At 71.7% G+C, this 24,394-nt stretch carries 19 protein-coding genes and 3 pseudogenes; 13 read left to right on the top strand and 9 right to left on the bottom strand.

Going from position 1 to position 24,394, the window contains the following annotated elements:
* Window positions 1-635: 635 nt before the first annotated feature.
* The gene (locus ACWZEH_RS33535) at window positions 636-3,407 is read left to right on the top strand and encodes a cation-translocating P-type ATPase (protein WP_456194816.1); all 2,772 of its coding nucleotides are present in this window, start codon (window positions 636-638) and stop codon (window positions 3,405-3,407) included.
* A gap of 106 nt (window positions 3,408-3,513) precedes the next feature.
* Here ACWZEH_RS33535 and ACWZEH_RS33530 read toward each other — a convergent pair whose 3' ends face one another.
* Window positions 3,514-3,822: a hypothetical protein gene (locus ACWZEH_RS33530; RefSeq protein ID WP_456194815.1), complete on the bottom strand. Its 309-nt coding sequence runs from the start codon at window positions 3,820-3,822 to the stop codon at window positions 3,514-3,516.
* Between ACWZEH_RS33530 and ACWZEH_RS33525 the strand changes: the two genes are divergently transcribed.
* The gene (locus ACWZEH_RS33525; RefSeq protein WP_456194814.1) at window positions 3,821-4,246 is read left to right on the top strand and encodes a TetR/AcrR family transcriptional regulator C-terminal domain-containing protein; all 426 of its coding nucleotides are present in this window, start codon (window positions 3,821-3,823) and stop codon (window positions 4,244-4,246) included. The two genes, ACWZEH_RS33530 and ACWZEH_RS33525, sit on opposite strands and share 2 nt — an antisense overlap.
* A 91-nt stretch (window positions 4,247-4,337) precedes the next feature.
* On the opposite strand, the gene ACWZEH_RS33520 is transcribed toward ACWZEH_RS33525, so the two are convergent.
* On the bottom strand, window positions 4,338-5,540 hold the full coding sequence (locus ACWZEH_RS33520) for an acyltransferase family protein (RefSeq protein WP_456194813.1): 1,203 nt from the start codon (window positions 5,538-5,540) through the stop codon (window positions 4,338-4,340).
* Window positions 5,541-5,882: 342 nt separating this feature from the next.
* On the opposite strand from ACWZEH_RS33520, the pseudogene ACWZEH_RS33515 reads away from it, so the two are divergent.
* The 3 genes and pseudogenes from ACWZEH_RS33515 to ACWZEH_RS33505 all read left to right on the top strand — a co-directional run bounded on the left by ACWZEH_RS33515 (window position 5,883) and on the right by ACWZEH_RS33505 (window position 8,054).
* Window positions 5,883-6,902: pseudogene (locus ACWZEH_RS33515) on the top strand (sporulation protein).
* A gap of 228 nt (window positions 6,903-7,130) precedes the next feature.
* A complete protein-coding gene (locus ACWZEH_RS33510; RefSeq protein ID WP_456194812.1) occupies window positions 7,131-7,397 on the top strand; it encodes a GlsB/YeaQ/YmgE family stress response membrane protein in 267 nt (88 codons plus the stop codon).
* Between the two features lie 81 nt (window positions 7,398-7,478).
* The gene (locus ACWZEH_RS33505) at window positions 7,479-8,054 is read left to right on the top strand and encodes a TerD family protein (protein ID WP_456194811.1); all 576 of its coding nucleotides are present in this window, start codon (window positions 7,479-7,481) and stop codon (window positions 8,052-8,054) included.
* Window positions 8,055-8,064: 10 nt separating this feature from the next.
* Here ACWZEH_RS33505 and ACWZEH_RS33500 read toward each other — a convergent pair whose 3' ends face one another.
* From ACWZEH_RS33500 to ACWZEH_RS33490, 3 genes and pseudogenes are all read right to left on the bottom strand, one after another.
* A complete protein-coding gene (locus ACWZEH_RS33500; protein ID WP_456194810.1) occupies window positions 8,065-8,697 on the bottom strand; it encodes a GNAT family N-acetyltransferase in 633 nt (210 codons plus the stop codon).
* A 95-nt stretch (window positions 8,698-8,792) separates the two neighbouring features.
* A pseudogene (locus ACWZEH_RS33495) lies at window positions 8,793-9,524 on the bottom strand (class I SAM-dependent methyltransferase); the annotation flags it as partial.
* A 123-nt stretch (window positions 9,525-9,647) separates the two neighbouring features.
* A pseudogene (locus tag ACWZEH_RS33490) lies at window positions 9,648-10,299 on the bottom strand (helix-turn-helix transcriptional regulator); the annotation flags it as partial.
* Between the two features lie 347 nt (window positions 10,300-10,646).
* Here ACWZEH_RS33490 and ACWZEH_RS33485 point away from each other — a divergent pair.
* The 5 genes from ACWZEH_RS33485 to ACWZEH_RS33465 all read left to right on the top strand — a co-directional run bounded on the left by ACWZEH_RS33485 (window position 10,647) and on the right by ACWZEH_RS33465 (window position 14,601).
* The gene (locus tag ACWZEH_RS33485) at window positions 10,647-11,852 is read left to right on the top strand and encodes an ATP-binding protein (protein ID WP_456194809.1); all 1,206 of its coding nucleotides are present in this window, start codon (window positions 10,647-10,649) and stop codon (window positions 11,850-11,852) included.
* Window positions 11,849-12,250, top strand: coding sequence for a roadblock/LC7 domain-containing protein (locus tag ACWZEH_RS33480; RefSeq protein WP_257852973.1), 402 nt, complete (start codon window positions 11,849-11,851; stop codon window positions 12,248-12,250). The genes ACWZEH_RS33485 and ACWZEH_RS33480 overlap by 4 nt, the downstream gene beginning before the upstream one ends.
* Window positions 12,247-12,621: a DUF742 domain-containing protein gene (locus ACWZEH_RS33475; protein WP_456194808.1), complete on the top strand. Its 375-nt coding sequence runs from the start codon at window positions 12,247-12,249 to the stop codon at window positions 12,619-12,621. Before ACWZEH_RS33480 ends, ACWZEH_RS33475 begins: the two co-directional genes overlap by 4 nt.
* The gene (locus ACWZEH_RS33470; protein ID WP_456194807.1) at window positions 12,596-13,198 is read left to right on the top strand and encodes a GTP-binding protein; all 603 of its coding nucleotides are present in this window, start codon (window positions 12,596-12,598) and stop codon (window positions 13,196-13,198) included. The genes ACWZEH_RS33475 and ACWZEH_RS33470 overlap by 26 nt, the downstream gene beginning before the upstream one ends.
* Window positions 13,199-13,299: 101 nt before the next feature.
* Entirely contained in the window at window positions 13,300-14,601 is a 1,302-nt protein-coding gene (locus tag ACWZEH_RS33465; RefSeq protein WP_456194806.1) for a cytochrome P450 family protein, read from the top strand.
* Window positions 14,602-14,980: 379 nt separating this feature from the next.
* Here ACWZEH_RS33465 and ACWZEH_RS33460 read toward each other — a convergent pair whose 3' ends face one another.
* Window positions 14,981-15,388, bottom strand: a complete 408-nt coding sequence (locus tag ACWZEH_RS33460) for a RidA family protein (protein ID WP_456194805.1) — start codon at window positions 15,386-15,388, stop codon at window positions 14,981-14,983.
* Window positions 15,389-15,629: 241 nt separating this feature from the next.
* Here ACWZEH_RS33460 and ACWZEH_RS33455 point away from each other — a divergent pair, with 241 nt between their 5' ends.
* Both ACWZEH_RS33455 and ACWZEH_RS33450 read left to right on the top strand, forming a co-directional pair.
* Window positions 15,630-16,616, top strand: a complete 987-nt coding sequence (locus ACWZEH_RS33455; RefSeq protein ID WP_456194804.1) for an endonuclease/exonuclease/phosphatase family protein — start codon at window positions 15,630-15,632, stop codon at window positions 16,614-16,616.
* A 449-nt stretch (window positions 16,617-17,065) separates the two neighbouring features.
* Window positions 17,066-19,711: a SpoIIE family protein phosphatase gene (locus ACWZEH_RS33450; protein ID WP_456194803.1), complete on the top strand. Its 2,646-nt coding sequence runs from the start codon at window positions 17,066-17,068 to the stop codon at window positions 19,709-19,711.
* A 21-nt stretch (window positions 19,712-19,732) separates the two neighbouring features.
* Here the strand turns inward: ACWZEH_RS33450 and ACWZEH_RS33445 are convergent, their stop codons facing one another.
* The 3 genes from ACWZEH_RS33445 to ACWZEH_RS33435 are packed head-to-tail and all read right to left on the bottom strand — an operon-like array spanning window position 19,733 to window position 23,421.
* Entirely contained in the window at window positions 19,733-21,832 is a 2,100-nt protein-coding gene (locus tag ACWZEH_RS33445; protein WP_456194802.1) for a xanthine dehydrogenase family protein molybdopterin-binding subunit, read from the bottom strand.
* Window positions 21,833-21,856: 24 nt separating this feature from the next.
* A complete protein-coding gene (locus tag ACWZEH_RS33440) occupies window positions 21,857-22,852 on the bottom strand; it encodes an FAD binding domain-containing protein (protein ID WP_456194801.1) in 996 nt (331 codons plus the stop codon).
* On the bottom strand, window positions 22,849-23,421 hold the full coding sequence (locus ACWZEH_RS33435) for a 2Fe-2S iron-sulfur cluster-binding protein (protein ID WP_456194800.1): 573 nt from the start codon (window positions 23,419-23,421) through the stop codon (window positions 22,849-22,851). The genes ACWZEH_RS33440 and ACWZEH_RS33435 overlap by 4 nt, the downstream gene beginning before the upstream one ends.
* 206 nt (window positions 23,422-23,627) lie before the next feature.
* Here ACWZEH_RS33435 and ACWZEH_RS33430 point away from each other — a divergent pair, with 206 nt between their 5' ends.
* Window positions 23,628-24,380 carry an IclR family transcriptional regulator gene (locus tag ACWZEH_RS33430; protein WP_456194799.1) on the top strand — a complete coding sequence of 251 codons (753 nt, stop codon included), beginning with the start codon at window positions 23,628-23,630 and terminating at the stop codon, window positions 24,378-24,380.
* Window positions 24,381-24,394: the final 14 nt, after the last annotated feature.

Genomic DNA, 24,394 nt, shown 5'->3' with positions numbered 1-24,394 from the left:
CTCCGGCGACGTGGCCGTCTCCGTCGGCCGCACGGCCGTGGGTGCGCCCGTCAACGGCGTGGTGGAGGTCGCCGGTCCCGACAGGTCCGGATCGACGAGCTCATCCGCGAGGCGCTCGCCGCCAAGGACGACCCCCGTACGGTGGTGGCGGACCCCCATGCCCTGTGTTCCGGTGCCGAACCGCAGGAGGGCCACGCTCCTTCCCGGTGCCGACGCGCACATCGCGAGGACCCGCTTCGCCGACTGGGCCGCTCCGCAGAGGTGAACTGTCGGAAACCAATCGTCGGGGTGGCCCTGCGGTCGGGGACGCCCCTTCGATTTCGGTACACGGAGGGAGCCGTCTTGGCAACGGCTTCGGGACACCGCCGGACGGAGTTCTCGACGTCGAGGGGCGGCGGCGGGGTTCGGGGTCCAGGTGATCCGCGGTCTGCCGGTTCTGCGGCCCTCAGGTCGTACAGGCGGCAGGGCCGAAGAGGTGACGTCGTTCCGGGGTCCCGCTGTCGACCGGAGCGAGAGCGGGCATACGGACGGGCCGGTCGCGGGCGGGTGCGGACAGCTCTCCTGTTCCCGGGCCGGCCTCCGGGTTGTTCCTGTACGCGCATGCTCGGCCGCACGACCGCATGCAGAATGGTGCAATGCTGCCTTCCGACACCTCCGCCACACCACCGCCCTGGCATGCTTTGCCCGCGGCCGACGCGACGGGCCGGCTCGACGTCGACCCCGGCGCGGGGCTTTCCTCGGACGAAGCGGCCCGGCGGCTGGCGGAGCACGGGCCGAACCAGTTGGACGAGGCTCCGCGTGAACCCCGGTGGCGGGCCTTCCTCCGGCAGTTCCAGGATCTTCTGATCATCATTCTGCTGGTGGCCGCCGTAGTCAGCCTGCTGGTGTCCCGGGAGTGGGAGACCCCGATCGCGATCGCGGTGGTGGTGCTGCTCAACGCAACGATCGGGTTCGTGCAGGAGTCCCGGGCCGAGGCGGCGCTGGACGCCCTGCGGGAGATGACGGTCACTCATGCCACGGTCCGCCGCGACGGCCGTCTGATGCAACTGGCCGCCAGTGAACTGGTCCCCGGGGACGTGGTCACCCTCGCGCCGGGTGACCGGGTGCCCGCGGACGGACGGCTGCTGACGTCGGCTTCCCTTGAGGTGCAGGAGTCCGTCCTGACCGGCGAGGCGCAGGCCGTGGCCAAGGACGCGGAGGCCGAGGTCGCGCAGGACGCCCCGCTGGCCGACCGGTTGACGGCGGTGTTCATGAACACCGCCGTCACGCGCGGCCGCGGCGAGGTCACGGTCACCGCCACCGGTATGGGCACCGAGACCGGCCGCATCGCCGACATGCTGCATTCGGCCAAGCCCGGCCCGACGCCGCTGCAGCGTCAGATCGACGCGCTCAGCCGCACCCTCGCCCTGATCGCCGGGCTGGTCATCGCGCTTGTGTTCGTCCTCGGCCTGATGCGCGGGCAGGACTTCGGCGACCTGTTCATCAGTGCCGTGTCGCTGGCGGTCGCGGCCATCCCCGAGGGTCTGCCCGCGGTGGTCGCGTTCACCCTCGCGATGGGCACGGGCCGGATGGCCAAGAAGGGTGCGATCGTCAAGAAGCTGGCCTCGGTCGAAACCCTCGGCAGCACCACCCAGATCTGCACGGACAAGACCGGCACGCTGACGCTGAACCAGATGACGGCGCGGGAGATGCTGCTGGCCGGCCGCCGGCTCACCCTCTCCGGCGAGGGCTACTCCTCCGATGGGCGGATTCGCACCACCGACGGACAGCCCCTGCCGCGGACGCTGGACCACGCGCTGGCCGCGATGGCCCTGTGCACCGACGCCGTGATCCGCGACGGTGACGTCGTGGGTGACCCGACCGAGGGCGCGCTGGTTGTCCTGGCCGAGAAGGGCGGCGTCGACGTGACCGGGCTGCGGCAGGAGCGGCCGCGGCGGCTGGAGGTTCCCTTCGACTCCGACTACAAGTTCATGGCGACCTTCCACGACTGGACGGACGACTCCGGGCGCGCGGTGGTCCGGTGCTTCGTCAAGGGTGCTCCCGATGTCCTCGCCGGCCGCGCGGACCGCCTCGTCGGCGAGGAGGGAGTTCTGCCGTTCGACGACGCGGCCCGCCGTCGGTTCGACGAGGGCAACGCCTCGCTCGCCGAGCAGGGCATGCGGGTCATGGCGCTGGGCATGGAGGATTTTCCCGCCGACGGCTTCCGGGCCCCCCAGGACCCCAAGGACCTGCTCGACCGGATCGTGCTGACAGCCATGGTGGGCATCGTCGATCCGCCCCGCCCGGAGGCACGCGCGGCGATCGCCGAGTGCATCGACGCCGGAATCCGGGTCCGCATGATCACCGGTGACCACGCGGTGACCGCGGGCGCCATCGCCCGCGAGCTCGGTATCCCCGGAACCGCCGTGACGGGGGCCGACCTGGACCGTGTCGGCGACGAAACCTCTCTGGCCGACCGGCTGGACGAGGCGGGTGTCGTCGCCCGGGTGTCCCCCGAGCACAAGATCCGTATCGTCCGGGCGCTGCAGGACCGCGGTGACGTGGTCGCGATGACCGGTGACGGTGTCAATGACGCCCCTGCGCTGCGCAAGGCCGACATCGGGGTGGCGATGGGTGTCACGGGGACAGAGGTCACCAAGGAGGCCAGCACCATGGTGCTGACCGACGACAACTTCGCCACCATCGTGTCCGCGGTCCGCGAAGGCCGCGGCATCTACGACAACATCGTGAAGTTCACCAGGTTCCAGGTCTCCACCGCCCTGGGTTTCGTGGCCGTTTTCCTGATCGCCTCACTGACAGGTCTGGCGGGCGGGGCGCCGTTCACCGCCCTGCAGATCCTGTTCGTCAACCTGGTCATGGACGGGCCGCCGGCCATGTCCCTGGGCATCGACCCGGTCAGCCCGGACGCGATGAGGCGCGCGCCCCGCGCGGCCGGCGAACGGATCCTCAGCAAGCAGCGTCTCACCCGCATCCTGCTGGCGAGCACGGTGATGGCGGCCGGCACGCTGGCGGTGCTGATCTGGGCCCCGGGCCCGGAGGCGGAACTGGGAGAGGCGACCGTCGCGGGCACGATGGCCTTCGTGACCTTCGTGTTCTTCCAGGTCTTCAACCTGCTCAACGTGCGGCACGACACCCGCAGCGTGTTCAGCAGGGAGACACTGCAGAACACCTCCGCGTTCGTCGCCACAGGCGCCGTGATCGCCCTGCTCATCGCCATCGTCGAAACCGACGCGCTGCACGGCTTCTTCACCACCACCGATCTCACTCCCGGTCAGTGGCTGGTGTGCGCTGCCGTCGGCTCGGCGATCCTGTGGACCGGCGAGGTACTCAAGACCGTGCTGCGTGCGCGTGCGCGCGGCACGCGCGGCACCGGTTCGCAGCAGCCGACGTCCCCGCAGGCCGCATGACGGCAGCGCGCCCGGTGCGCCTTCTGTGTCTGTCCTCACGGTCGTCGGGCCGACGGCCTCTCGCGGGCGTCACGGCCGCCGGGTGCGCGCGCGGGCCGCGGGCGTCTCACAGCCCACGATGGCCGGGGGCCTCGTGGATCAGCGCGTCGTCGATGATCGCCTCCACCATGAACAGCGCGAAGTCGACCCGCCGGGTGAGGTCGCCTGCGAGGACCGGGTCGCCGACGTGCCGGCTCCACACCGGCGGCCCCTGGCACCCGCCCTCCTCCAGATCGCTCCCGCGTACGACGGTCCAGAGGGTGTCGCCGGCGAAGACGCGGCGGCATGCCTCCACCTGGTCGCGCAGGTCGGCGAAGCGCGCGGTCTTCACCCGCATCGAGTTGCCGCAGGGCACGGCAGCCTGGAAGTCCGCCATGCGCCGGCGTGCGTTCTCGGCCCGCGCGGTTCTCTTCCGCCACCCCTGGGCGCTGGGCCTGCTGGAGTCCCGGCGCAATCCCGGACCGGCCACGCTCCGGCATCACGACTGGGTCATCGGATGCCTGCGGACCGCGGAATTCTCCGTAGCGGCCACCGCTCAGGCCTTCTCGACCCTGGACAGCTACATCCACGGGTTCGTCCTGCAGGAGTCCTGCCTGCCGTTCGGCACGGCCCTCGAACTGGAGGACGTGGCCGACGGCATCACGCGACGGTTGCCCGCCGACCGGTACCCCCACCTCACGGAGATGTTCACGGACCACACCCTGAGACCGGGCTACGCCCATGCCGACGCGTTCGCCCCCGGTCCGGACCTCGTCATCAACGGTCTCGAAGGCCTCATCGCCGGCCGGGCCGCCCCGTGACACACGCGCGCCTCCCGGGTTTCGCGCTGTCCGCGACCACCGCGGGAAGGGTGTACGAGCCCACGGGGCAGGGCCCGTACGCCCCTCGGTCCTAACTGGACCGCTGTGACGCCGCTGCCAATTCCGGAACCGGCTTCTGCGCCGGTGCCGAGGCCGCCGCCGGCGCGGGGGCCTGCTGCCGGAAGGCCCAGTCCATCTTCGGCTCGAACACGGCGCGGAAGACCTTCCGCACCGGTGCGGTGCACAGGGCGGTCACGACCACGGCGGCGATCGCGGTGACGGTGATCTCGCCCACCGGGGTGTGGAACCAGTCGTTGCGGGACCAGTGCCAGTGGTTGGCGGCCTGGATGAAGAAGCCGTGCAGCAGGTACCCGTACAGCGTGCCGGCGCCCAACGCGGTGAACCACGTGCGGCGCCGGGGGACGAGGGCGACGAAACAGGCGGCCAGGACCGCCGAGCAGCCGAAGATCGCCAGGGTCATGAGCGGCCCGTGCCAGGCGGGCGACCCGAGATCCTCGGCGCTGGAGTTGTGGAAGAACCAGGCGTAGTCCATCCGGGTTACGGCCCAGTAGGCCACAACCAGCGCCCCCGCGAACACCGGTACCGCCAGAACGCGCACCTCACGTCGCCGCACCATCTCGAAGTGCTCCTTCTTCAGCAAGAGGCCGAGCACGAAGTACGGCAGGAACTGCAGGGTGCGGTGCAGGTCGAGATCCTTGCCGATGGACGGGGCGAGGGTGGCCAGTGCCGCGATGGTGAGGGCGACGGGCAGCGGCCGGCGCAGGGTCTGCCAGATCGGGGTGGTCAGCCGCCAGATGAACAGCGCGGCGAGGAACCATGTCAGATACAGGGGGTCCAGCAGGCTGATCGAACGGTCCGGTTCGTTGTCGCTCCACCGGGTGAAGAAGGTGTACGCCACCTCGAAGACGACATACGGCACGGCGATGCCGGTGATCAGACGCTTGATCTTCGCCGGGCTCCAGTCGAAGCCGCGCGAGAAGTAGCCGGAGATGATGATGAAGGCCGGCATGTGGAAGGCGTAGACCAGGGTGTAGAGCGCCGTGACGGTACGGCTCTCGCTGCGCAGCGGTTCCCACGCGTGCCCGACCGCCACCAGCACGATGGCCAGGTACTTGGCGTTGTCGAAGAGCGCGTCCCGCGGTTTCGCCGACCGCCTCCCCCCGTCCGCCCCGCCGCCGGTCGGCGCGCTGTCGGCGCGGCTCTTGCCCTTGTCCGGTCTCGTCGGAGGCCCGTCCGTCTCCCCGGGGCTGCGCGAGGGCAGCGTTTCGTTCACGATTCCTTCCTTCGGGAACCCAGACAGAGCAGAACACCTCTTACAGGAGTTGTGTAAGTGACACGAGAGTAACGACCCGGAAAACCGTAGCCGTGGCCGACGTCCGGGTAAACCCGAACCCATGGACATCCGACCATCGCACTCGTGTGCGGTGGCGGTGAGGGAGCTCCCGTCTCCGCCGTCGGCGGGTGCCCACTTTCGGCCATTCCCGCCGCGTCGACAGCGAGTGCACGTCCGCCCGGACATCGCCACCCTACGCTTCTACGTGCTTGTAGAAAGTCTGTGCCGCGCGCCCGCGGGGGCGCGCGGCGCCGCGTCTGCGGAACACCCGCACGTGAAGGAGTGGACGCCCCGAGGGCATTCAAACGACTGCTCGGCTCGCTCGGCGCGGGCGGCCCCATGGTCGACACGTCCCTCGACCCCGGTGCGCCCCGGCCCGGAGCCGCACTGACCGGACAGGTCCATCTCAAGGGCGGTGACGCCGACTTCGACATCGAGCACATCACGCTGGAGCTGGCGGCCCGGGTCGAGGCCGAGCACGAGGAGGCGGAGAGCGAGGGCGTCGTCGTCTTCGAGCGGTTCACCGTGGGCGGCGGCTCCCGGCTCGGCGCGGGCGAACCGCGGAGCGCCCCGTTCACCGTGGTACCGCCCTGGGAGACCCCCGTCACCGAGCTCCACGGCCAGGGCCTCGGCATCGTCCTGGGTGTACGGACCGAGCTCGCCGTGGCGGGCGCCGAGGACAAGGGCGATCTGGACCGGCTGAGCGTCGGACCACTGCCCGTGCAGGAAGCGATCCTCGAGGCGTTCGGCGGGCTCGGGTTCGGCTTCCGGTGCCGCCGATCTCGAGTACGGCCGCATCGGCGGCACCGGCCGGCAACTGCCCTTCCACCAGGAGATCGAGCTGACCCCGGGGGCGCAGTGCGCCCACCAGGTCACCGAGATCGAGGTGACCTTCCTCGCCCCGGCCCGGGCGACATGGAGGTCGTGCTGGAGGCGGACAGACGCGGCGGGATCCCCTCCTCCGGCCACGACGCGGTGAACCGGTTCACGGTCTCCCCCGACGGTGTCGAGCACCAGGACTGGAACGCGATCGTCGACGAGTGGATGCGCCGGCTCGTGGAGCACCGGGCTCCGTACGGCTCGTACGAAGCTCACGGGCACGCCGGGCACGCCGGGCACCACGACCCCCACGAGCAGCACCACGACGGCCACCGCTCCGGCCCCGGCACGGGGACGGTCGTCGCGGCGGGCGCGGCCGGGCCGGCTGTGGGGGTCGTCGGCGGCATGGTCGCGGCCGAAGTCGTCGACGAGGTCGGGGACTTCTTCGAGGGGGACGAGGAAGAGGCAAAGGACGAGGGCTGACCGCGTCCGGGCGGGCCGGGCGTATCAGGGCCCGGCCCGCCCAGGTGTGTTTCGCGCCGGTGACCGCGGGCACAGCCCGACGGTCACCGGGACCTCTCGTCGCACGACACCCCCACCCCAAAGCTTCTACAGAATTGTAGAGGTTAGGCTTGCCCGTGCACGGACGCCTGCTGTGCCGCGTTGTCGGCCGGCGGGCGCGGCACGACGACACGACAAGGAGGGGGCGTCATGGGCGTCATCGCATGGCTGGTCCTGGGACTGCTCGCAGGGGCAATAGCCAAGGCCGTCCTGCCCGGACGCGATCCGGGCGGGCTCATCGGGACGACGGTCATCGGCGTCGCGGGGGCCTTCCTGGGCGGCTGGCTGTCGTCGCAGTTCCTGGACCGGCCTGTGCAACGGGAGTTCTTCGACGCCGCCACCTGGGGCTCGGCCATCGCGGGCGCGCTCGTCCTGCTCATCGGCTACCGCGTCCTCTTCGGCAACTCGCGCAGCTGAGCGTCGGCCGGGAACGGCCCATCGATCGCGGACGACCGCGAATACTCGACATCACCGAGAACGACCGAGAAGGAGTACCCAGTGGGAGTTTCCCTTTCCAAGGGCGGCAACGTCTCTCTCAGCAAGGAGGTCCCAGGCCTGACCGCGGTCGTGATCGGCCTCGGCTGGGACGTCCGCACCACCACCGGCACCGACTACGACCTCGACGCCTCCGCGCTGCTGCTCAACACCTCCGGCAGGGTGCCGTCCGACCAGCACTTCGTCTTCTACAACAACCTGAAGAGCCCGGACGGTTCGGTGGAGCACACCGGGGACAACCTCACCGGTGAGGGCGAGGGTGACGACGAGTCCGTCAAGGTGAACCTCGCCGGGGTCCCCGCCGAGGTCGACAAGATCGTGTTCCCGGTCTCGATCCATGACGCGGAGAACCGCGGCCAGAGCTTCGGCCAGGTCCGCAACGCCTTCATCCGGGTCGTCAACCAGGCGAACAACCAGGAGATCGCCCGCTACGACCTGTCCGAGGACGCCTCCACCGAGACGGCGATGGTCTTCGGCGAGCTCTACCGCAACGGCGCCGAGTGGAAGTTCCGCGCCGTCGGCCAGGGATACGCCTCCGGCCTCGCCGGAATCGCCGCCGACTTCGGCGTCGGGGTCTGAGACCCGGCTGTCACACCCGGCCGGGGCCACCCGGCCGGGCCGGCTCCTTCGCGGCCTCTTGGGGCCCGCCCGGGCGCAGGTCGAGGCGCATCAGGACCCGGGGGTGACCGGCCAGCACCGAGGTGGTGTCGGCGGCACGGGTGAACCCGGCACGCTCGAAGTTCTTCCGGATGCCGGCGTACGCCATCGTGAGGTCGACCTTGGCGTCACCGTTGTCGAGGGGGTACGCCTCGATCGCGGGTGCCCCCTGGGCGCGGGCGAACTCGACCGCACCGGTGATGAGGGCGTGCGAGATCCCCTGCCTGCGGTGTCCGGGGCGGACCCGGAGGCACCACAGCGACCACACCGGCAGGTCGTCGACGTGCGGGATCTTGCGGTTGCGGGCGAAGGACGTGGCCGAGCGCGGCGCCACCGCGGCCCAGCCGACCGGTACGTCACCGGCGTAGGCGAGCACCCCGGGCGGGGGCGACGTACGGCACAGTTCGGCGACGTACTCACCGCGGGCCGGCCCGCGAAGCTCGCGGTTGAGCTTGGACGGGATGCGATAGCTCAGGCACCAGCAGACATTGGCCGCAGGGGACTTGGGGCCGAGCACGGCATGGACGTCGTCGAAGCCGAAGGCCGGGCGCACATCGATGTTCATGGCGCCACGATGTCACGGGGACGGGCTCCACGGCCCGCCAGAAAGCCCTCCGCGCCGGTCTGTCTCCCGGGCTCGGCCGGGTACGCGGGTGCGAGCGGCAGGCGGTAGACAGACACATGGGAGCGCGACTCGGCGGTGAAGGGGGCGCCGGCCCAGTCCGCGTGCCTGGTCTCCAGGTCGAAGCCGGCGAGCTGGGCCATGAGGTCGAGTTCGGCCGGCCAGACATAACGGTGCGGGGTACGGTCCAGCCGCGCCTGCCGGGTCCCGTCGAACCGGAAGTGGTGCGACACCACCCGCTGGTGCAGGACGTCGTACGTGTCCAGGAGGATGTACCCGGATTCGGACCGCATGACCGTGGCCGCCTGGCCCGGTGGGAGCCTGCGCAGCTCCGGCACCCAGAGCTCGACCACGAACCGGCCGCCGGGGGCGAGGTGGCGGGCCGCGTTGCGGAAGCACTCGACCTGCTCGGCCTGGGTGAGCAGGTTGGCGATCGTGTTGTAGACAAGGTAGACGAGGCGGTACTCCCCCGGCGCGGTGGTGGTCGCCATGTCGCCGACGACCACCGGGATCGTCGCCTCGTCCGCCTTGGTGCGCAGCCGTTGCACCATCGGGCGCGACAGCTCGATACCGGTGACGGGGACGCCCCGTTCGGTGAGGGGCACCGCCACCCTGCCGGTCCCGACGGCGAACTCGAGCGCCGCTCCGCCCTCGGCGAGCCGGGCGAGCCGGTCCACGGTCGGTCGCAGCGTTGCCGGCGCGAACATGCCGATGCCGGGTGTGTCGTAGCGCTGGGCGGCGTCGACGCCCCAGAGGTCCTCCTGCTCCATTTCGTCAACGCTCTTCTGCGTCCGATGAGTTGTCCAGTGAATTTCGGGGCGTGGCGGGGTCTTTGTTCGGTGCGGGGGGGGGCGCGGGGGCGGCCGGCTCGGAGGGCGGGAGGGCCGCACCGGCGGCTGTGCAGCGGCGGCTGTGCAGCGACGGCCCAGGCGGGCGAAGGCGGTCCTGAGTTCGGGCGGGTCGACGACCTCGATGCCGGCGTCGAAGAGGCCGACGGTGGCGGCGAGGCCTGCCCATGACCACGCGCCCGGGGTGAGCCGGCAGCGGTCCGGGCCGAGTTCCTCGACGACTCCGTCGCGGGCGTGGCGGGACACCTCGGCGGCGGGCAGATCGAGGATCACCTCGCCGCGGCAGGGCCACTCCCCCGAGCCGCCGGAGCCCGGAACCTGGCGGCGAAGCGGGAGGCCTCGCCCCCGGGCAGTTCGCGCGGGGTGAAGCGGGGGCCCGTGGGGGTGCGTGGGGTGATCCGGTCCGCGCGGAAGGTGCGCCAGTCCTCGCGGTCGAGGTCCCAGGCGACGAGGTACCGGCGTCCGCCCCGGGCGACGAGACGGTGCTCCACCCGGCGCGGCGGGGGTCCTGCGGGGTCCTGTCCGCCGCGTGGGGGCGGGAAGGCCGGGGCGTAGTCGAAGCCCGGCACCTCCCGGGCGTGGACGGCGTCGCCGAGCGTCATGAGTACGCCGCTGTCGGCCTGGGGCCCGGGCCGGTTCCCGGCCGTTCGACGGCGGTGAACCGGAGGGTGTCGACGCGGTGGCGGAGCCTGGCCGGGGTTCCGTCCGGGTTCCCTGCTGGTTTCAGCCCGGTTTTCCCCGGATCCGGTGGTGTGCATCCCGTGTCGGTGGCCTACGGAGGGCAGGCGTGTGAGGGTCTGGTGAGAGTCGCCAAGTGAGGTACGCGGCATGCGTTTTGTGCATATGCAGCTGATAAGATCATCGAACTTTCAGTAGACTGACGGCGCGTCATGAACGCGTACGGGGGACAGTCTCTAAGGCCCCATCGCCAAGGAGTGAGGTGTGGTCCGCCCGTGGGCCCGAGCCGTTCGACGGCCGGGTCACTCAGCACGGATCGGCGGACCTCCCCGCATTCCCGGCGCGATGCGACTTGAAGAGAGTCTCATGACGTCATTGATCCGGGATCCACTGTTGTGGATCTTGCTGGTAGTGCTCATCACTGCGTCGTTCGCAGTGATGAGGGCGCGGAGAACCAATCTGGCCCTCCGCAGAACGAGGAAGGACCTGGAAACAAGCCTGGGGCAGACCCAGGGTCAGCTCGCCCAGCAACAGGGGCAGATCGCCGCGCTCAACGCGCGGCACCAGGGCGACCTCGCCGACGTCCGTGCGGATGCCGAGTCGTCGACCAAGGCCGTACTGAAGTCGGCGATGGGAACGCTGCAGTCCCTCGCCGAGGAGCAGCAGCTGCTGCTCGACGAACTGCTGAAGAAGTACGGCAACGACACCGAAGTCCTCGCCGACCTGATGTCGGTGGACCACACCGGCAGCCAGTTCAGCCGACGGGCCAAGGGCATCTCCGTACTGTGCGGCGGATGGCTGGGCCGGCGTGACGGCGCGGCGACCGTGTACGACGTGGCGCGCAGCGCCCAGGGGCGGATCAAGGACTTCAACCGGGTCGGCATCCACGCCCAGGTCAGTGTCTCCGTCTCCACGAAGGCCGTCGAACCGTTGGCGGTCGTGCTGGCCGAGCTGCTGGACAACGCGACCACCTACAGCGCCCCGGGCACACCGGTCGAGGTCAACATCCAGGCCGTCCCGACGGGTGTGTGCTTCATCGTCGACGATGCCGGACTGGGCATGGACCAGGAGACCAAGGACCGGGCGGCGGCGTTGCTGTCCCCCGAGGGCGCGGTCGACATCACGGGGCTGGGCGATCCGCCCCGGTTCGGGTTCGCGGTGTGCGGCATGCTCGCGGCGCGGTACGGCTTCGCCGTCTCCGTGGGCTCGGTGTCCCCCTACGGCGGAGTGCGCGCAGTGATCCGTGTACCGGAAAGTCTCCTTGCCGCCGAGGCGCCCGCACCTGCCGAGCCCGCCCAGGAAACCTCCGGGGAGGAGGCCGCCCCGCAGCGGCTCGCTCCCGTGCCGGTGGGCCCCTCCCATGTGGTGGGCAAGACCAACGGAGGACTTCCCAAGCGGCGCCGGCGGCAGGGCCCCATCTCGGTGGTGCCCTCGCCGGACGCCACGGCCACTGCCGACGAGCCCACGTCCGAGCAGGCCAGCGAGGTGACCGCGTCGCGCCTCGGCGCGTTCGCCCGCGGCACCCAGCTCGGTCGGATCACGAACACCATGGAAGGACCTGATCAGCGGTGAACACCGACCTGTCGTGGGTGCTGAACGACGTGCTCGAGGTGCGCGGTGCCCGTCACGCCGTCCTCGTCTCGGGTGACGGCCTGCTGCTGCAGCGTTCGGACGACATCTCGCGCGACGACGCGGAGACGAACGCTGCGGCGATGAGTTCCATGCAGTCCCTCAGCCGCGCGGTCTCAGGTTTCGTCGGTTCGGGCAAGGGTGTCTGGAAGCAGACCCTGCTCGAGTACGACGGCGGCTGGATCTTCCTGAGCGCCGCCGGGCAGGGCGCCTACCTGGCCGTCTCGGCGGCGCCCGACGTCGACATGGAAGCCGTGTCGTTCCGTATGCAGAAGACGGTGGTGGCGCTCAGCAAGGCGATGAGCGTCGCACCACGCTCGGACCACGGTGGCGGCTCATGACGGCTCCCGGCGAGGAGGAGGCCGTCTCCAGCGACTTCGTCCGCTCCTACGTCATCACCGGTGGCCGGAGCCTGCCGTCCTCGGACGATCTTGCACTGCACACCCTCGTCACGCTGGCTCCCGAGCGGACTCCTCCGCTCGGGGCCGGGCCCGAAGTGACGGCGATCTGGGACCTGTGCGCGGGGGGCTACCTGTCGGTGGCCGAGGTGGCCGGTCACCTCGGGCTGCCGGTCGGGGTGGCCCGCCTGCTGCTGACCGACCTGTTCGAGCAGGGGCACCTGCTCCACCGCGCCGAGCCGCCCCGGGCCCAGAACGTTGACAGAGCGACCCTCGAGAAGGTTCTGCATGGACTCCAATCCCTCATCAGCTGAGACGGCCCAGGGCTCCATCTACGTCTCCAGCGCGGTGACCAACGCCGCCAAGATCCTCGTCGTCGGGCATTTCGCCGTGGGCAAGACGACACTCATCGGTTCGCTGTCGGAGATCACTCCGCTGCGCACCGAGGAGAAGATGACCCAGGCCTCCGTGCACGTCGACGACCTGCGGGGCGTGACGGACAAGACCACCACCACGGTCGCCCTGGACTTCGGCCGTCTCACGCTGAGCGAAGACCTGGTGCTGTACCTCTTCGGCACACCGGGGCAGCAGCGCTTCATGCAGCTGTGGGAGGACATGGCCCGCGGTGCACTGGGAGCGCTGCTGCTGGTCGACCCCGCGCGGCTGGAGGAGACGTTCCCCGTCATCGACCTCGTCGAGGGGTACGGCCTGGAGTACGCCATCGCCGTCAACACCTTCAACCCGTCCGACACCTACGGCGAGGCGGAGGTGCGTGAGGCGCTCGACCTGCTCCCGGACACCCCCGTCGTCTACTGCGACGCCCGCGACCAGCGGTCATCCGCGCAGGCACTGATCGCGCTCGTCCGGCATCTGCTCGAGCGTGCGGCCTGACTGCCGCGCCCACCACGCCCGGGAGCGGCCGTTCCCGGTTCACCAAGGAAGACTTCATGGATCTTCAGCAGACATCTGCGCCCACAGGCAGCAGATGCCCCATGCACGACGCCTCCTTCGCCGCCGATCCTCAAGCGCTCTACGACCGGTTGCGGGCCCACGCTCCGGCCGGCCCGGTCGAGCTCGCCCCGGGCGCGGACGCCACGCTGGTCGTGGGGCACGAGATGGCGCTGCGCGTCCTGCAGAACACCGAGCTCTTCGCCCGCGACGCCCGCCGATGGAAGGCGCTGAACGAGGGACGCATCGGGATGGACAACCCGGTGCTGCCGATGATGGCGTACCGGCCGAACTGCCTGTTCACCGACGGGGCGGTGCACCTGCGGCTGCGCAAGGCGGTCACCGACAGCCTGTCCCGGCTCAACATCACCCGGGTCCGCCGCGACGTGGAGCCGATCGCCGACTACCTGATCGACCAGTTCAGCGAGCGGGGCCGTGCCGACCTGCTCAACGACTACGCCAAGCTGCTGCCGCTGCTGCTGTTCAACAAGCTGTTCGGCTGCCCCGCGGACATCGGTGACACCCTCACCACCGCGATGTCGGCGATCTTCGACGGCAAGGACGCCCTGCGCGCCAACGAGGACCTCACCGCCTGCCTCATGGAGCTGATCGCCCGCAAGCGGCGCCAGCCGGGCGACGACGTCACCTCGTGGCTGATCCAGCACCCGGCCGGGCTGACCGACGAGGAGCTCAAGGACCAGTTGGTCGTGCTGATGGGCGCCGGAGTGGAACCCGAGCGCAATCTGATCGGCAATGCCCTGTTGCTGCTGCTGTCCGGCGCGGGTGGCCGGCAGAGCGGCATGATGATCGAGGAGGCCCTCGATCATGTGCTGTGGAACGAGACGCCGATCGCCAATTACGCGACCCACTACCCGGTCCAGGACGTCGACCTGGGCGGCCACGTGGTGGAGGCCAACACCCCGGTCGTCATCTCCTTCGCGGGTGCCAACAGCGACCCCGCGCTCGCCGAGGCCCGCCGCACGCACAGCAAGGGCGCGCACCTGGCGTGGGGGGCAGGACCACACGCATGCCCCGCCAAGGACCCGGCGACGGTGATCGCGACCACCGCGATCGAACGGCTGCTCAACGCACTGCCCGATCTGGCGCTGGCCGTACCGCGGGAGGAACTGCGGTGGCGGCCGGGGCCGTTCCACCGGGCCCTGGTGGCGCTGCCCGCGACCTTCAGCCCGTCACCGGCCACACGCATGGCGGCGGCTCTGCAGAGCCGTGCCTCGGCGCCCGGCGCGGAGCAGCCCCTGACCGCGGCGCCGTCCGCCCCGGCCCGGCAGGAGTCGGGACGGAAGAAGGGGTTCTGGAGCAGTTTCCTCGACGTCTTCCGTGTCTGATGCACGGCATGTGACAGCGGCAACACCCTGGGACGTGTGACGGAGGAGGGTGGAAGGACAGGTTCCGGCGGTCTCGGCAGCGCCCGGCCAGAAGGGCTCCGCGTGACCGCCCTTGGCGGCATACGTGGCCTCAGCACCATCCCTGGCGCCCCGGCCACCGACCGCCGAGCCGCCGTCCCCCTCCTCCGTCGACTGGTTCGAGCGAGGGCGGGCGGCCTTCTTCCCGTCCACTCGGAGCCGCGCCTTCCGCAGAACGTCGTACGCGCCCCCTGGGGCGGCTCCCTCGTCACGGATTCGAGGCGTGCGGCCGGTACCTGCGCGCCCGGGGGCCGTAACTGTTCTCGACGTCCCGGGCCTCGGTCGCGGACCGCGACGGGCCTCAGTCCAGGACCGCGACGGCCTCGATCTCGACCAGGTGGTCGGGGATGTCCAGTGCCTGCACGCCCACCAGCGTGCCCGGCGCCGCCGGGGTGGTTCCCAGCTTCCGTGCCGCGCGGGTGGCGCCCTCCATGAACTGCGCCATCTTGTCGGGCGTCCAGTCGACGACGTAGACGGTCAGTTTCACGGCGTCGGCGAACGTGGCGCCGGCCGCGGCCAGGGCCGTGGCGACGTTGAGGTAGCACTGCTCGACCTGGGCGGCGAGGTCGCCCACGCCGACGGTGACGCCGTCGGCGTCCCAGGAGACCTGCCCGGCGATGAAGACCATCCTGGAACCGGACGCGATCGCCACCTGCCGGTAGACGTCGGTCTCCAAAAGTCCCTCGGGGTTGATCAGGGTGACGGCCATGCTGCCTGCCTCCTTGTGCTGTGAGCCCGTGGGCTCTCCGCCGCCGGGCCGGTGACGGTCCCGGCGGCCGGCCCTGGTCACCTGTGGTTACTCGGAAACCGTAAGAGAGTGGCCGCTGACATGGAAGAACGCACTTTTTGGTGACTGGGGAACCAGAAGGTGACCAAGCACGGAACCCGCGTCACGCGGGAGCGCGTCCTGAGGACAAGGATCATGCGGGCGGGGCAGCGGGGAGGAACGGGTGGGCGGCGGACGGTGGGGCTCGCGCGGCGGGTCGGTCTGGACGCGGGGGCGGGTGATCGCGGCGGGCGCGGTGCTGACGGCGGGGCTGCTGGTGTTCCACCGCGCGGTACCCAACTCCGTGGGCCGGGCGGGCAGTCTGCTGGAGTCGTTCCTGCCCTGGCTGGGGGTGGTGGTCGTGGTGCTGTTCGCGGCGGCGCTGCTGCGGGGTTCGGCGACCGCGCTGCTGGCCCTGCTGCTGCCGGTGACCGCCTGGACGTGGCTCTTCGGCGGGTTGCTGCTGCCCGAGCCGCGGGCCGGCGCGCGGGATCTGGTGGTGGTGCAGCACAACGTCAGTGACGAGAACCCCGACCCGGCGGGCACCGCCCGCGCCCTGGCCGACGCCGGCGCCGACCTCATCGCGCTGGAGGAACTGGTGCCGGCGGCGCTGCCGGTCTACGAGCGGACACTCGCCCGGCGCTACCCGTACCACGAGGTCCGGGGCACCGTCGGCCTCTGGTCGAGGCATCCGCTCACCGGCGCCAGGCTGCTGGACATCAAGCCCCGGGGGATCACCGAGCCGTGGAGCCGAGGACTGCGGGCCGTGGTCCGCAGCCCGCACGGGGACATCGCGGCCTACGTCGCGCACCTGCCCTCGATCCGGATCGGGCCGGGCGGCCTCGCCTCGGCCGACCGGGACGAGAGTGCCCGTCTGCTGGGCCGGGCCCTCGATGCCGAGGAGCTGGAGCCGGTGATCCTTCTGGGCGATCTCAACGGCACCGTCGACGACCGCGGGCTGGCTCCGCTGACCTCTTCGATGAACGTGGCGGAACGCGGCTTCGCCCTCGGTTTCCCCGCCGCGCTGCCCCTGACCCGTATCGACCAGGTGATGGCCCGCTCGGCCGCCGTCCGCCACCTCCGCACCCTGCCCGAGACCGGCAGCGACCACCTGCCGGTCGCCGCGCGGATCACCCTCGACCGAAGCGCCCGGACGGAACGGCAGACCTGACGCGGGTCCGGAGGACGGCGTCCACGGCCGCCTCGTCGACCAGGCCGGGCGCGAAGGGTCTGACCGCCGGCGTCGCCCCCGCCACGGCCCCGGTACGCTTCCCGGCCGTTGGCCACGCCGGGCGGGTGCCGCCCGGTCACCATGACCACAATGCCTGGTCACACCGGCCGGCGCACGGTACGCCGTCGTGGGGCCGCCGCCCCGGGAGCCGGCGAGCGACGAGCTCGGCAGTGCGGCGGGCCGGCGATGAAACCGGCGCGAGACATGGACATGTACAACACGAGCCGCGGCCCGACGGCCTCCGCAAAAGCTCCCGGATTTCGCGTTCCGGGGCCGGGTTCAGGGTTCTGTACGAGGTGAGACCGCTGCGGACCCAACGGACCCGTCGGCCGCGCGGCGGGCAGGTGAGTGTGCACGCGGGGGCGGGGGCCGTGGGGCAGACTGAGTCCATGGGCGACCTCAATGCCTCCGGGGCACCGTCACGGCGTTTCCCCCCGGAGCCGGAGAGCGTGGCGGAGGCCCGGTGGTTCGTGCGGGCCACGCTCGGCGACGCCGCACCGGGGACGGTGGACACCGCTCAGCTCCTGGTCAGCGAATTGGTGACGAATGCGGTGCTGCACGCACGCACCGAGATCGAAGTGACGGCCCGGACGGGTGACGGCGGGGTCCTCGTGCGGGTGAGCGATCGGCGGCCCGAGCGCGGGCTCGCGCCCTACGGGGGTCCCGCGTACACCGGTACGGGGCAAGGGCTGGCTCTGGTCGAGCGGCTGGCGTCCCGGCACGGCGTCGACGTGGGCGACGAGGTCAAGACGGTGTGGTTCGAGCTGTGGCCCGAGGGATCCCCGTCGCCGCCTCCCTCGGACGGGTGGGCGACCGCCACATCCTGCTCCGGGCGGGGCGAGACCGTGACACTCCTCGATGTACCGGCGGCGCTCTGTCTGACCTGCACACAACACCGGCACACGCTGCTGAACGAGGTCGTTCTGGCCCTGGCCACCGGGGAGGTGCCGGGTGTGACGGCGGAGGACCTCGCGGTCGCCCTGGACATGAACGACGTGATCAGTGCGGGGGTGGCGGCCGCGCTGCGGCAGCAGCACGCCGAGGCGGAGTTCGGGTCTCTGCCCCTGTGGGTGCCGTCGGACGCCGGACCGTCGGTGGAGACCCTGCTCGCGGTTCTCGACGCGGCCGAGGAGGCCGCCCGGGACGAGCGTCTGCTGACGCTGCCGGCGCTGCCGCGCGGTCGGGGCTTCCAGGAGTGGCTGTTCGACCAGATCGGCGGCCAGCTCACCGGGGAACGCCCCACTGCGTGGGCGGTGATGCCCCGGGAACCGGGCGCCGGTGCCTCGGAGCCGGTGCTGTGGGACGCCGGTCGGGTACAGGCCAGCGGGGTCGCGATGATCGCCGCCGACGAGTCGAACCGGATCATCGCGGTCAGCGGACCGGCGGCGGACCTGCTCGGCTGGCACGTGGACGATCTCATCGGGCAGCCGCTCACCGCGCTCATCCCGGAGCATCTCCGCAAGCGTCACACCGTGGCGTTCACGTCCCTGCTGCTCAGCGGGCGGCCGCGGATCCTGGGCCGGTCACTGCCGCTCCCCGCACTGCACCGCGACGGTGGGCTGGTCCCCGTCCGGCTGTTCGTCGAGAGTCAGGAGACCGCCGACGGCCACACCGTGTTCGTGGCCCAGCTCTCCCCGAGGGGGTCGGTACCGCCGCCCCCGGTCCGTCCGCCCGGCCGGATACGGCCCGGGGTCCGGCGGGAGGCGGGCGGCGCCCCCTGGTCCGCCTCCCCCGGGCAGGACCGGAGAACGGGCGTGGGCCGGGCCGGCGGCGCATCCGAGCTGGAACGGCTTTCCCTGCTGGCCGACACGGGGGCCGCCCTGAGCTCCCTCGCGGACCTGAACGAGGGCCTGCGGAGGGTGGGCCGGGTCCTGACCCGTTGGCTGGCCGACTGGTGCCTGGTGGACCTCTTCATGGCACAGGACGAGGTGGAGCGGGTCTGCGTCATGCACCGTGCTCCCCAGGGGCCGTGGCCCGAGGAGTACGAGGGCCGGCTTCCGCCGCTGTCCGAGACCGCACAGGGGCCACTGGCCCGCGCGCTGCGCGGGGCGGGCCCCCTGCTGTTCAGCGAGCCCCCCTCCCCGGGCCGGGCCGCAAGCCCGCTGGACGCCCACTACGTGGAGCTGTTCCGGAGGCTGGGGGCGAACAGCTCGGTGGTCGCCCCGCTCCGGTCGCCACGAAAGGTCATCGGCGCGCTCACGATCGCCCGGAGGGGGCAGGGGAGGCCGTTCACCGAGGGGGATCTGCCGCTGGTCGACGAGCTGGCACGCGCGATCGCCCTGCGGGTGGAGAACGCCCGCCTCCACCAGGAGACGCGGACGATCGCCGAACGTCTCCAGCGCTCGCTCCTGTCGCCGCTGCCCGAGATCCCGCGTCTTTGGCTGGCCGCCCGCTACGCGGCCTCCTCCGCCACGGCCGAGGTCGGCGGCGACTGGTACGACTGTTTCGCCCTGCCCGACGGGGACACGGCGCTGGTCATCGGTGACGTCGCCGGGCACGACCTCGACGCGGCCATCGCCATGAGCCAGCTGCGCAGCATGCTGCGCGGTATCGCCGTGGACCGGCAGGAGCCGCCGGGGGAGGTCCTGCGCCGCCTGGACATGGCGAACCACACCCTGCGCCAGGAAGCCACCGCGACCTGCGTCTACGGCCTGATCAAGGAACTCGGAACCGGCCTCTGGCAGTTCGTTCACTCCTCCGCCGGCCATCTGCCGCCGCTGCTCGTCAGCCCGGACGGCCGCACCCGCTACCTGGAAAACGGGTCGGGGCTGCTGCTCGGCGTCGACCCCGCGCTGGTCCGCCCCCAGGCCAAGGACGCGATCCCGGCCGGCTCGACCGTGCTGCTGTACACCGACGGCCTCATCGAACGCCGCGCCGAGTCCCTGGACCACGCCCTGGACCGGCTCCGCGGGCACGCCGCCGGGCTGGCCCACGAACCCCTCGACGTCTTCTGCGACGAGCTGCTCATCGGACTGGCCGCCGGCAGCGACGACGACATCGCGGTCCTCGCGGTCCGTCCCGCGCCCGTGCCCTGACGGGGCGTGCGGCGAGGCCGTTCAGTCCGCCAGTGCGGTCAGCACCTTGTCGGGCGTCAGCGGGAGGTCACGGAAGCGGATGCCGGTGGCGTGGTGCACGGCGTTGCCGATGGCCGCCGCCGTGCCGACGATGCCGATCTCGCCGATTCCCTTGCTCCCCATGGGGTTGAGGTGGGCGTCCTCCTCGTCGATCCAGTGCGCCTCGACTCGGGGCACGTCGGCGTGCACGGGCACGTGGTAGGCCGCCAGGTCCGATTCGGTGAAGTCGCCGAAGGCGGTGTCCATCGTGCTGTCCTCGGTCAGCGCCATGCCCAGGCCCATGACCATGCCGCCGACGAACTGGGACCGCGCGGTGCGGGCGTTGAGGATCCGTCCCGCCGCATAGACACTCAGCAGCCGGCGCACCCGGACCTCGCCGCTGACGCGGTCCACGGCGGTCTCCGCGAAGTGCGCGCCGAAGGCGTGGCGTGCGTAGGGGCTGTCGGCGTCGGCCTGTCCCGTGGTGTCCGCGTGGGCGGTGACCCCCTCGTCGGGCAGCTGACCCGTGCGGGCGGCGAGAGCCTCCGCCAGCCGGGTGCACGCGTCGTGGACGGACCAGCCCCAGGATGCGGTCCCGGAGGAGCCGCCGGCCAGCGGTGCGGAGGGCAGGTCACTGTTGCCGACCTCGGTCCGCACCCGGTCGAGGGGCACGCCGAGGGCGCTTGCCGCCACCTGGGCGAGCACCGTGCGGGCTCCCGTGCCTATGTCGGTGGCGTTGGTCCGTACGACGAACGTTCCGTTCGGCAGCGCGCGCGCCTCGGCGGTGGACGGTGCCACGAGAACGGGGTAGGTGGCTGCCGCGACTCCCGTGCCGACGAGCAGGGCCCCTTCGGTGCGGGAGCGGGGCCGCGGGTCGCGCCCTGCCCAGTCGAACCGCCGCGCGCCGTCCCGCAGGCACTCCGTGAGGTGCCTGCTGCTGAACGGCTTGCCGCTGTCCGGCTCGCGCTCCGGTTCGTTGACGAGGCGCAGCTGTATCGGGTCCATGCCCAGTTCGCCCGCCAGCTCGTCCACCGCGGACTCCAGGGCGTACATGCCGGGTGCCTCGCCGGGGGCGCGCATCCACGAGGGGCTGGGTACGTCGAGCCGCACCAGCCGGTGGAGCGTTCGGGAGTGGGGGACGGCGTACATCACACGGGCGGGGACCGCCGCCTGCTCCACGAACTCCTTGATGCGGGAACTGTGGGTGACGACCTCGTGGGTCAGGCTGGTCAGCCGGCCGTCGGCCCCGGCGCCCAGACGGAGCCGGTGCAGGGTGGGCGCCCGGTGACCGACGACGGCGGGAAGCTGCCGGCGGGGCAGGGCGACGGTCACCGGCCTGGCCGTCCGGCGGGCGGCCATGACGGCGAGCACGACGTCGGGGCGTGGGGTGCCCTTGGAGCCGAAGCCGCCTCCGACGTGGTCGGCGGCAACGGTGATCCGGTCCTCGGGGATGCCGAAGAGGGCTGCGAGTGTGGCGCGCACCGTGGTGGTCCCCTGGCTGGAGGTGTGGACGACGAGCCGGTCGCTCTCCCAGTGCGCCGTGCTCGTGTGGGGTTCCATGGGGTGGTTGTGCAGGGGCGGCACCCGGTAGGCGACGTCGACCCGGACGGGTGCGGAGGCGAAGGCACCCTCGGGATCTCCCCGCTCCCGGCGGGCCGGGAAGCCGCCGTTGGCGGTGTCCGGCTCGTACACGTCGGGGTGGTCCGCCCGCAGGACCACGTCGTGCTCCTCCACCGCGTACTCGACACGGACCGCGTCCGCGGCCACGCGGGCCTCCTCCAGGGAGCGCGCCACGACGAGTGCGACGTACCAGCCCCGGTGCGGCACGCGGGGATTTTGCAGCACGGCCAGCACGGGGTCGTCGGGTTCGGCGATCCTGGGGGCGTCCTCGTGGGTGAGTACGGTCAGGACCCCGGGCAGGTCCAGGGCCGCTGACGTGTCGACGGCCGTCACCCGGCCGCGGGCGATCGTGGCGGGCACGGGCCAGGCGTGGGCGCGGCCCGGCAGCGGGTGTTCGGCGGCGTAGCGGGCGCTGCCGGTGACCTTCTGGTGTCCTTCGCGGCGCTCGGCCGGAGCACCCGGGGCGGGACCGGTACCGGTCATGGTGTCCTCCTGTGACGTGCCGGGTCAGGTCCTGGCGGGCGCGGCGAGCCGGGTCAGGACGTCCAGGGCGAGACCGCGGGCGAGGCCCACCTTGTACCCGTTGTCCCGCAGGGGCCGGGCAGCCCGGAGTTCCAGGTCGATGCCGTGGGCGAACGCGTCCGGGGTCGCCGGCCCGCCCCGCAGCGCGTCCTCGGCGCGGGTCGCCCGCCACGGCCGGTGGGCCAGCGCGCCGAAGGCGAGGCCCACGTGGGCGACGGTTCCGTCGTCCGACAGGTGCAGGACGGCGGCGACGGACGCCAGGGCGAAGGCGTACGAGGCCCGGTCGCGGGCCTTTCGGTAGGCCGAGGGCGACAAGGCCGTGGCGGCGGGGAGCACCACACCGGTGATGAGTTCACCGGGGCGGATCTCGGTGTCCCGCTCGGGCTGGTCGCCGGGCAGCCGGTGGAACGCGGCGGCCGGGACGCTCCGGGCGCCCTCGGAGCCGTACAGCTCGACGCGCGCGTCCAGGGCGGCGAGCGCGACGGCCATGTCCGAGGGGTGGGTGGCGATGCAGTGGCCGGAGTGGCCGAGGACCGCGTGATCGCGGTGTGTGCCGTCGAGGGCGCCGCAGCCACTGCCCGGTGCCCGCTTGTTGCAGGGTTTGGACACGTCCTGGAAGTAGGGGCAGCGGGTCCGCTGCAGCAGGTTGCCGCCGGTGGTGGCGGCGTTGCGCAGCTGGCCGGAAGCACCCGCGAGGAGCGCCTGGGAGAGCGCGGGATACCGGCCGCGTACCAGGGGGTGGGCCGCGAGGTCGCTGTTGCGGACGGTCGCGCCGACACGCAGGGAACCGTCCGTCAGCTCCTCGACGTCGTCCAGCGGCAGGCGGCTCACCTCGACGAGGAGGTCGGGCCGCTCCACACCCAGTTTCATCAGGTCGACGAGGTTGGTGCCGCCACCGAGGCAGCGGGCCCCCGGGTGCGCGGCGAGAGCTTGGGCGGCTTCCTCCACGGTCGTGGCCCGCAGGTGTCCGAAGGGTTTCACGGGGCCACGTCCTGCACGGCCTCGACGATGCGCGGATAGGCGCCGCAGCGGCACAGATTGCCGCTGAGCCGCTCGCGGATCTCGGTGGCGTCCAGCACGGCCGGCCGCTCCGGCGGTGCGGCGGGGTCGGTGGCGTGGGAGGGATGGCCTGCCGCGGCCTCGGCGAGGACACCGACGGCCGAGCAGATCTGCCCCGGCGTGCAGTATCCGCACTGGAAGGCGTCCCGGTCGAGGAACGCCCGTTGCAGGGGGTGCAGCTGGTCGCCGTCGGTGAGTCCTTCCACCGTCAGCACGTCGCAGCCGTCCAGCGAGACGGCCAGTTGCAGGCAGCTGTTGATCCGGCGGCCGTCGACCAGCACCGTGCAGGCACCGCACTGGCCGTGGTCGCAGCCCTTCTTGGCCCCGATGAGGTCCAGGTCCTCCCGCAGAAGGTCCAGCAGGACCCGTCGGTGGTCGATCAGGAAGGCATGCGGCTTCCCGTTGACGTTGAGTGTCACTTCGGAGCGGTACGCGGCCGACGGGGCGCTGCCCGTGCCGTCGGCATCGTGGTCGTGCCGGGAGCTGTCCATGGCGTCGAAGTACCTTCCGGACGGCCGTGGTGCGGTAGTGGTGGTGCTGACCGGTGATGCTGTCCCCACCGCGTATCCATGTCATAGCGCCCCACACGTGCCGTTTCCCCACCGGGAGGAGAGAGGGGAGCCCGTCGGTGCCCTTGCCTGCGGTGCCTTGCCTGCGGTGCCTTGCCTGCGGTGCGGGCCTGGCGCACGCTGGTGCCATGAGCACGGGCCCCACCCTCATCACCTCCGTGCAGCGTGCCTTTCGTCTGCTGGAGGCGGTGAGCGCACACCAGAACGGCGCGCCGGCGAAGCAGCTGGCGCGGGAGGCGGGGCTGCCCCTGGCCACCGCCTATCACCTGCTGCGCACGCTGGTCCACGACGGGTACCTGCGCAAGCTGGACGACGGCGGATTCATCCTCGGCGAGCGGTTGCACACGCTGCACACCGTCGGCGGCGGTCAGGCCCTGCTCAGCCGCGTCCGGCCGACACTCGCCGCCCTGCGGGACGAGCTCTCGACCGCCGCCTACCTCACCTTCTACGAGGACGGCGAGATCCGGGTCGCCGAGATCGCCGACGGTCCCCGCGCGCCCCGGGTCGACCTCTGGGTCGGCTTCGAGGACGCCGGGCACGCCACCGCGCTGGGCAAGTCCGTCCTGCGGGAGCTGGACGACGCGGCCCGCCGTGAGTACCTGTCCCGGCACCCTCTGAACGATCTCACACCGCGCACGGTCACCACGGCGCCGGAACTGCTCCGTCGGCTCGACTCGAGCCCGGTGGCCCCCGTCGTCACGGACCTGGAGGAGTACGCGCTGGGCACGGTCTGCGCCGCGATCCCCGTCTACAGCGGGGACACCCTCGGCTCGCTCGGTGTGTCCATGCGGGTGGACCGGCTCTCCCGGCTCGAGGAGATCAGGGCGCGGCTCATCGCCACCGCCGACCGCATCACCCGGAGCCTCTCTCTCACTATCTGAAAATCATCCCCTTG

The organism is Streptomyces yamdrokensis, assembly GCF_053890455.1.
Note: the sequence above shows the minus strand (reverse complement) of the source record. Positions and strands in the feature narration are given on the sequence as shown.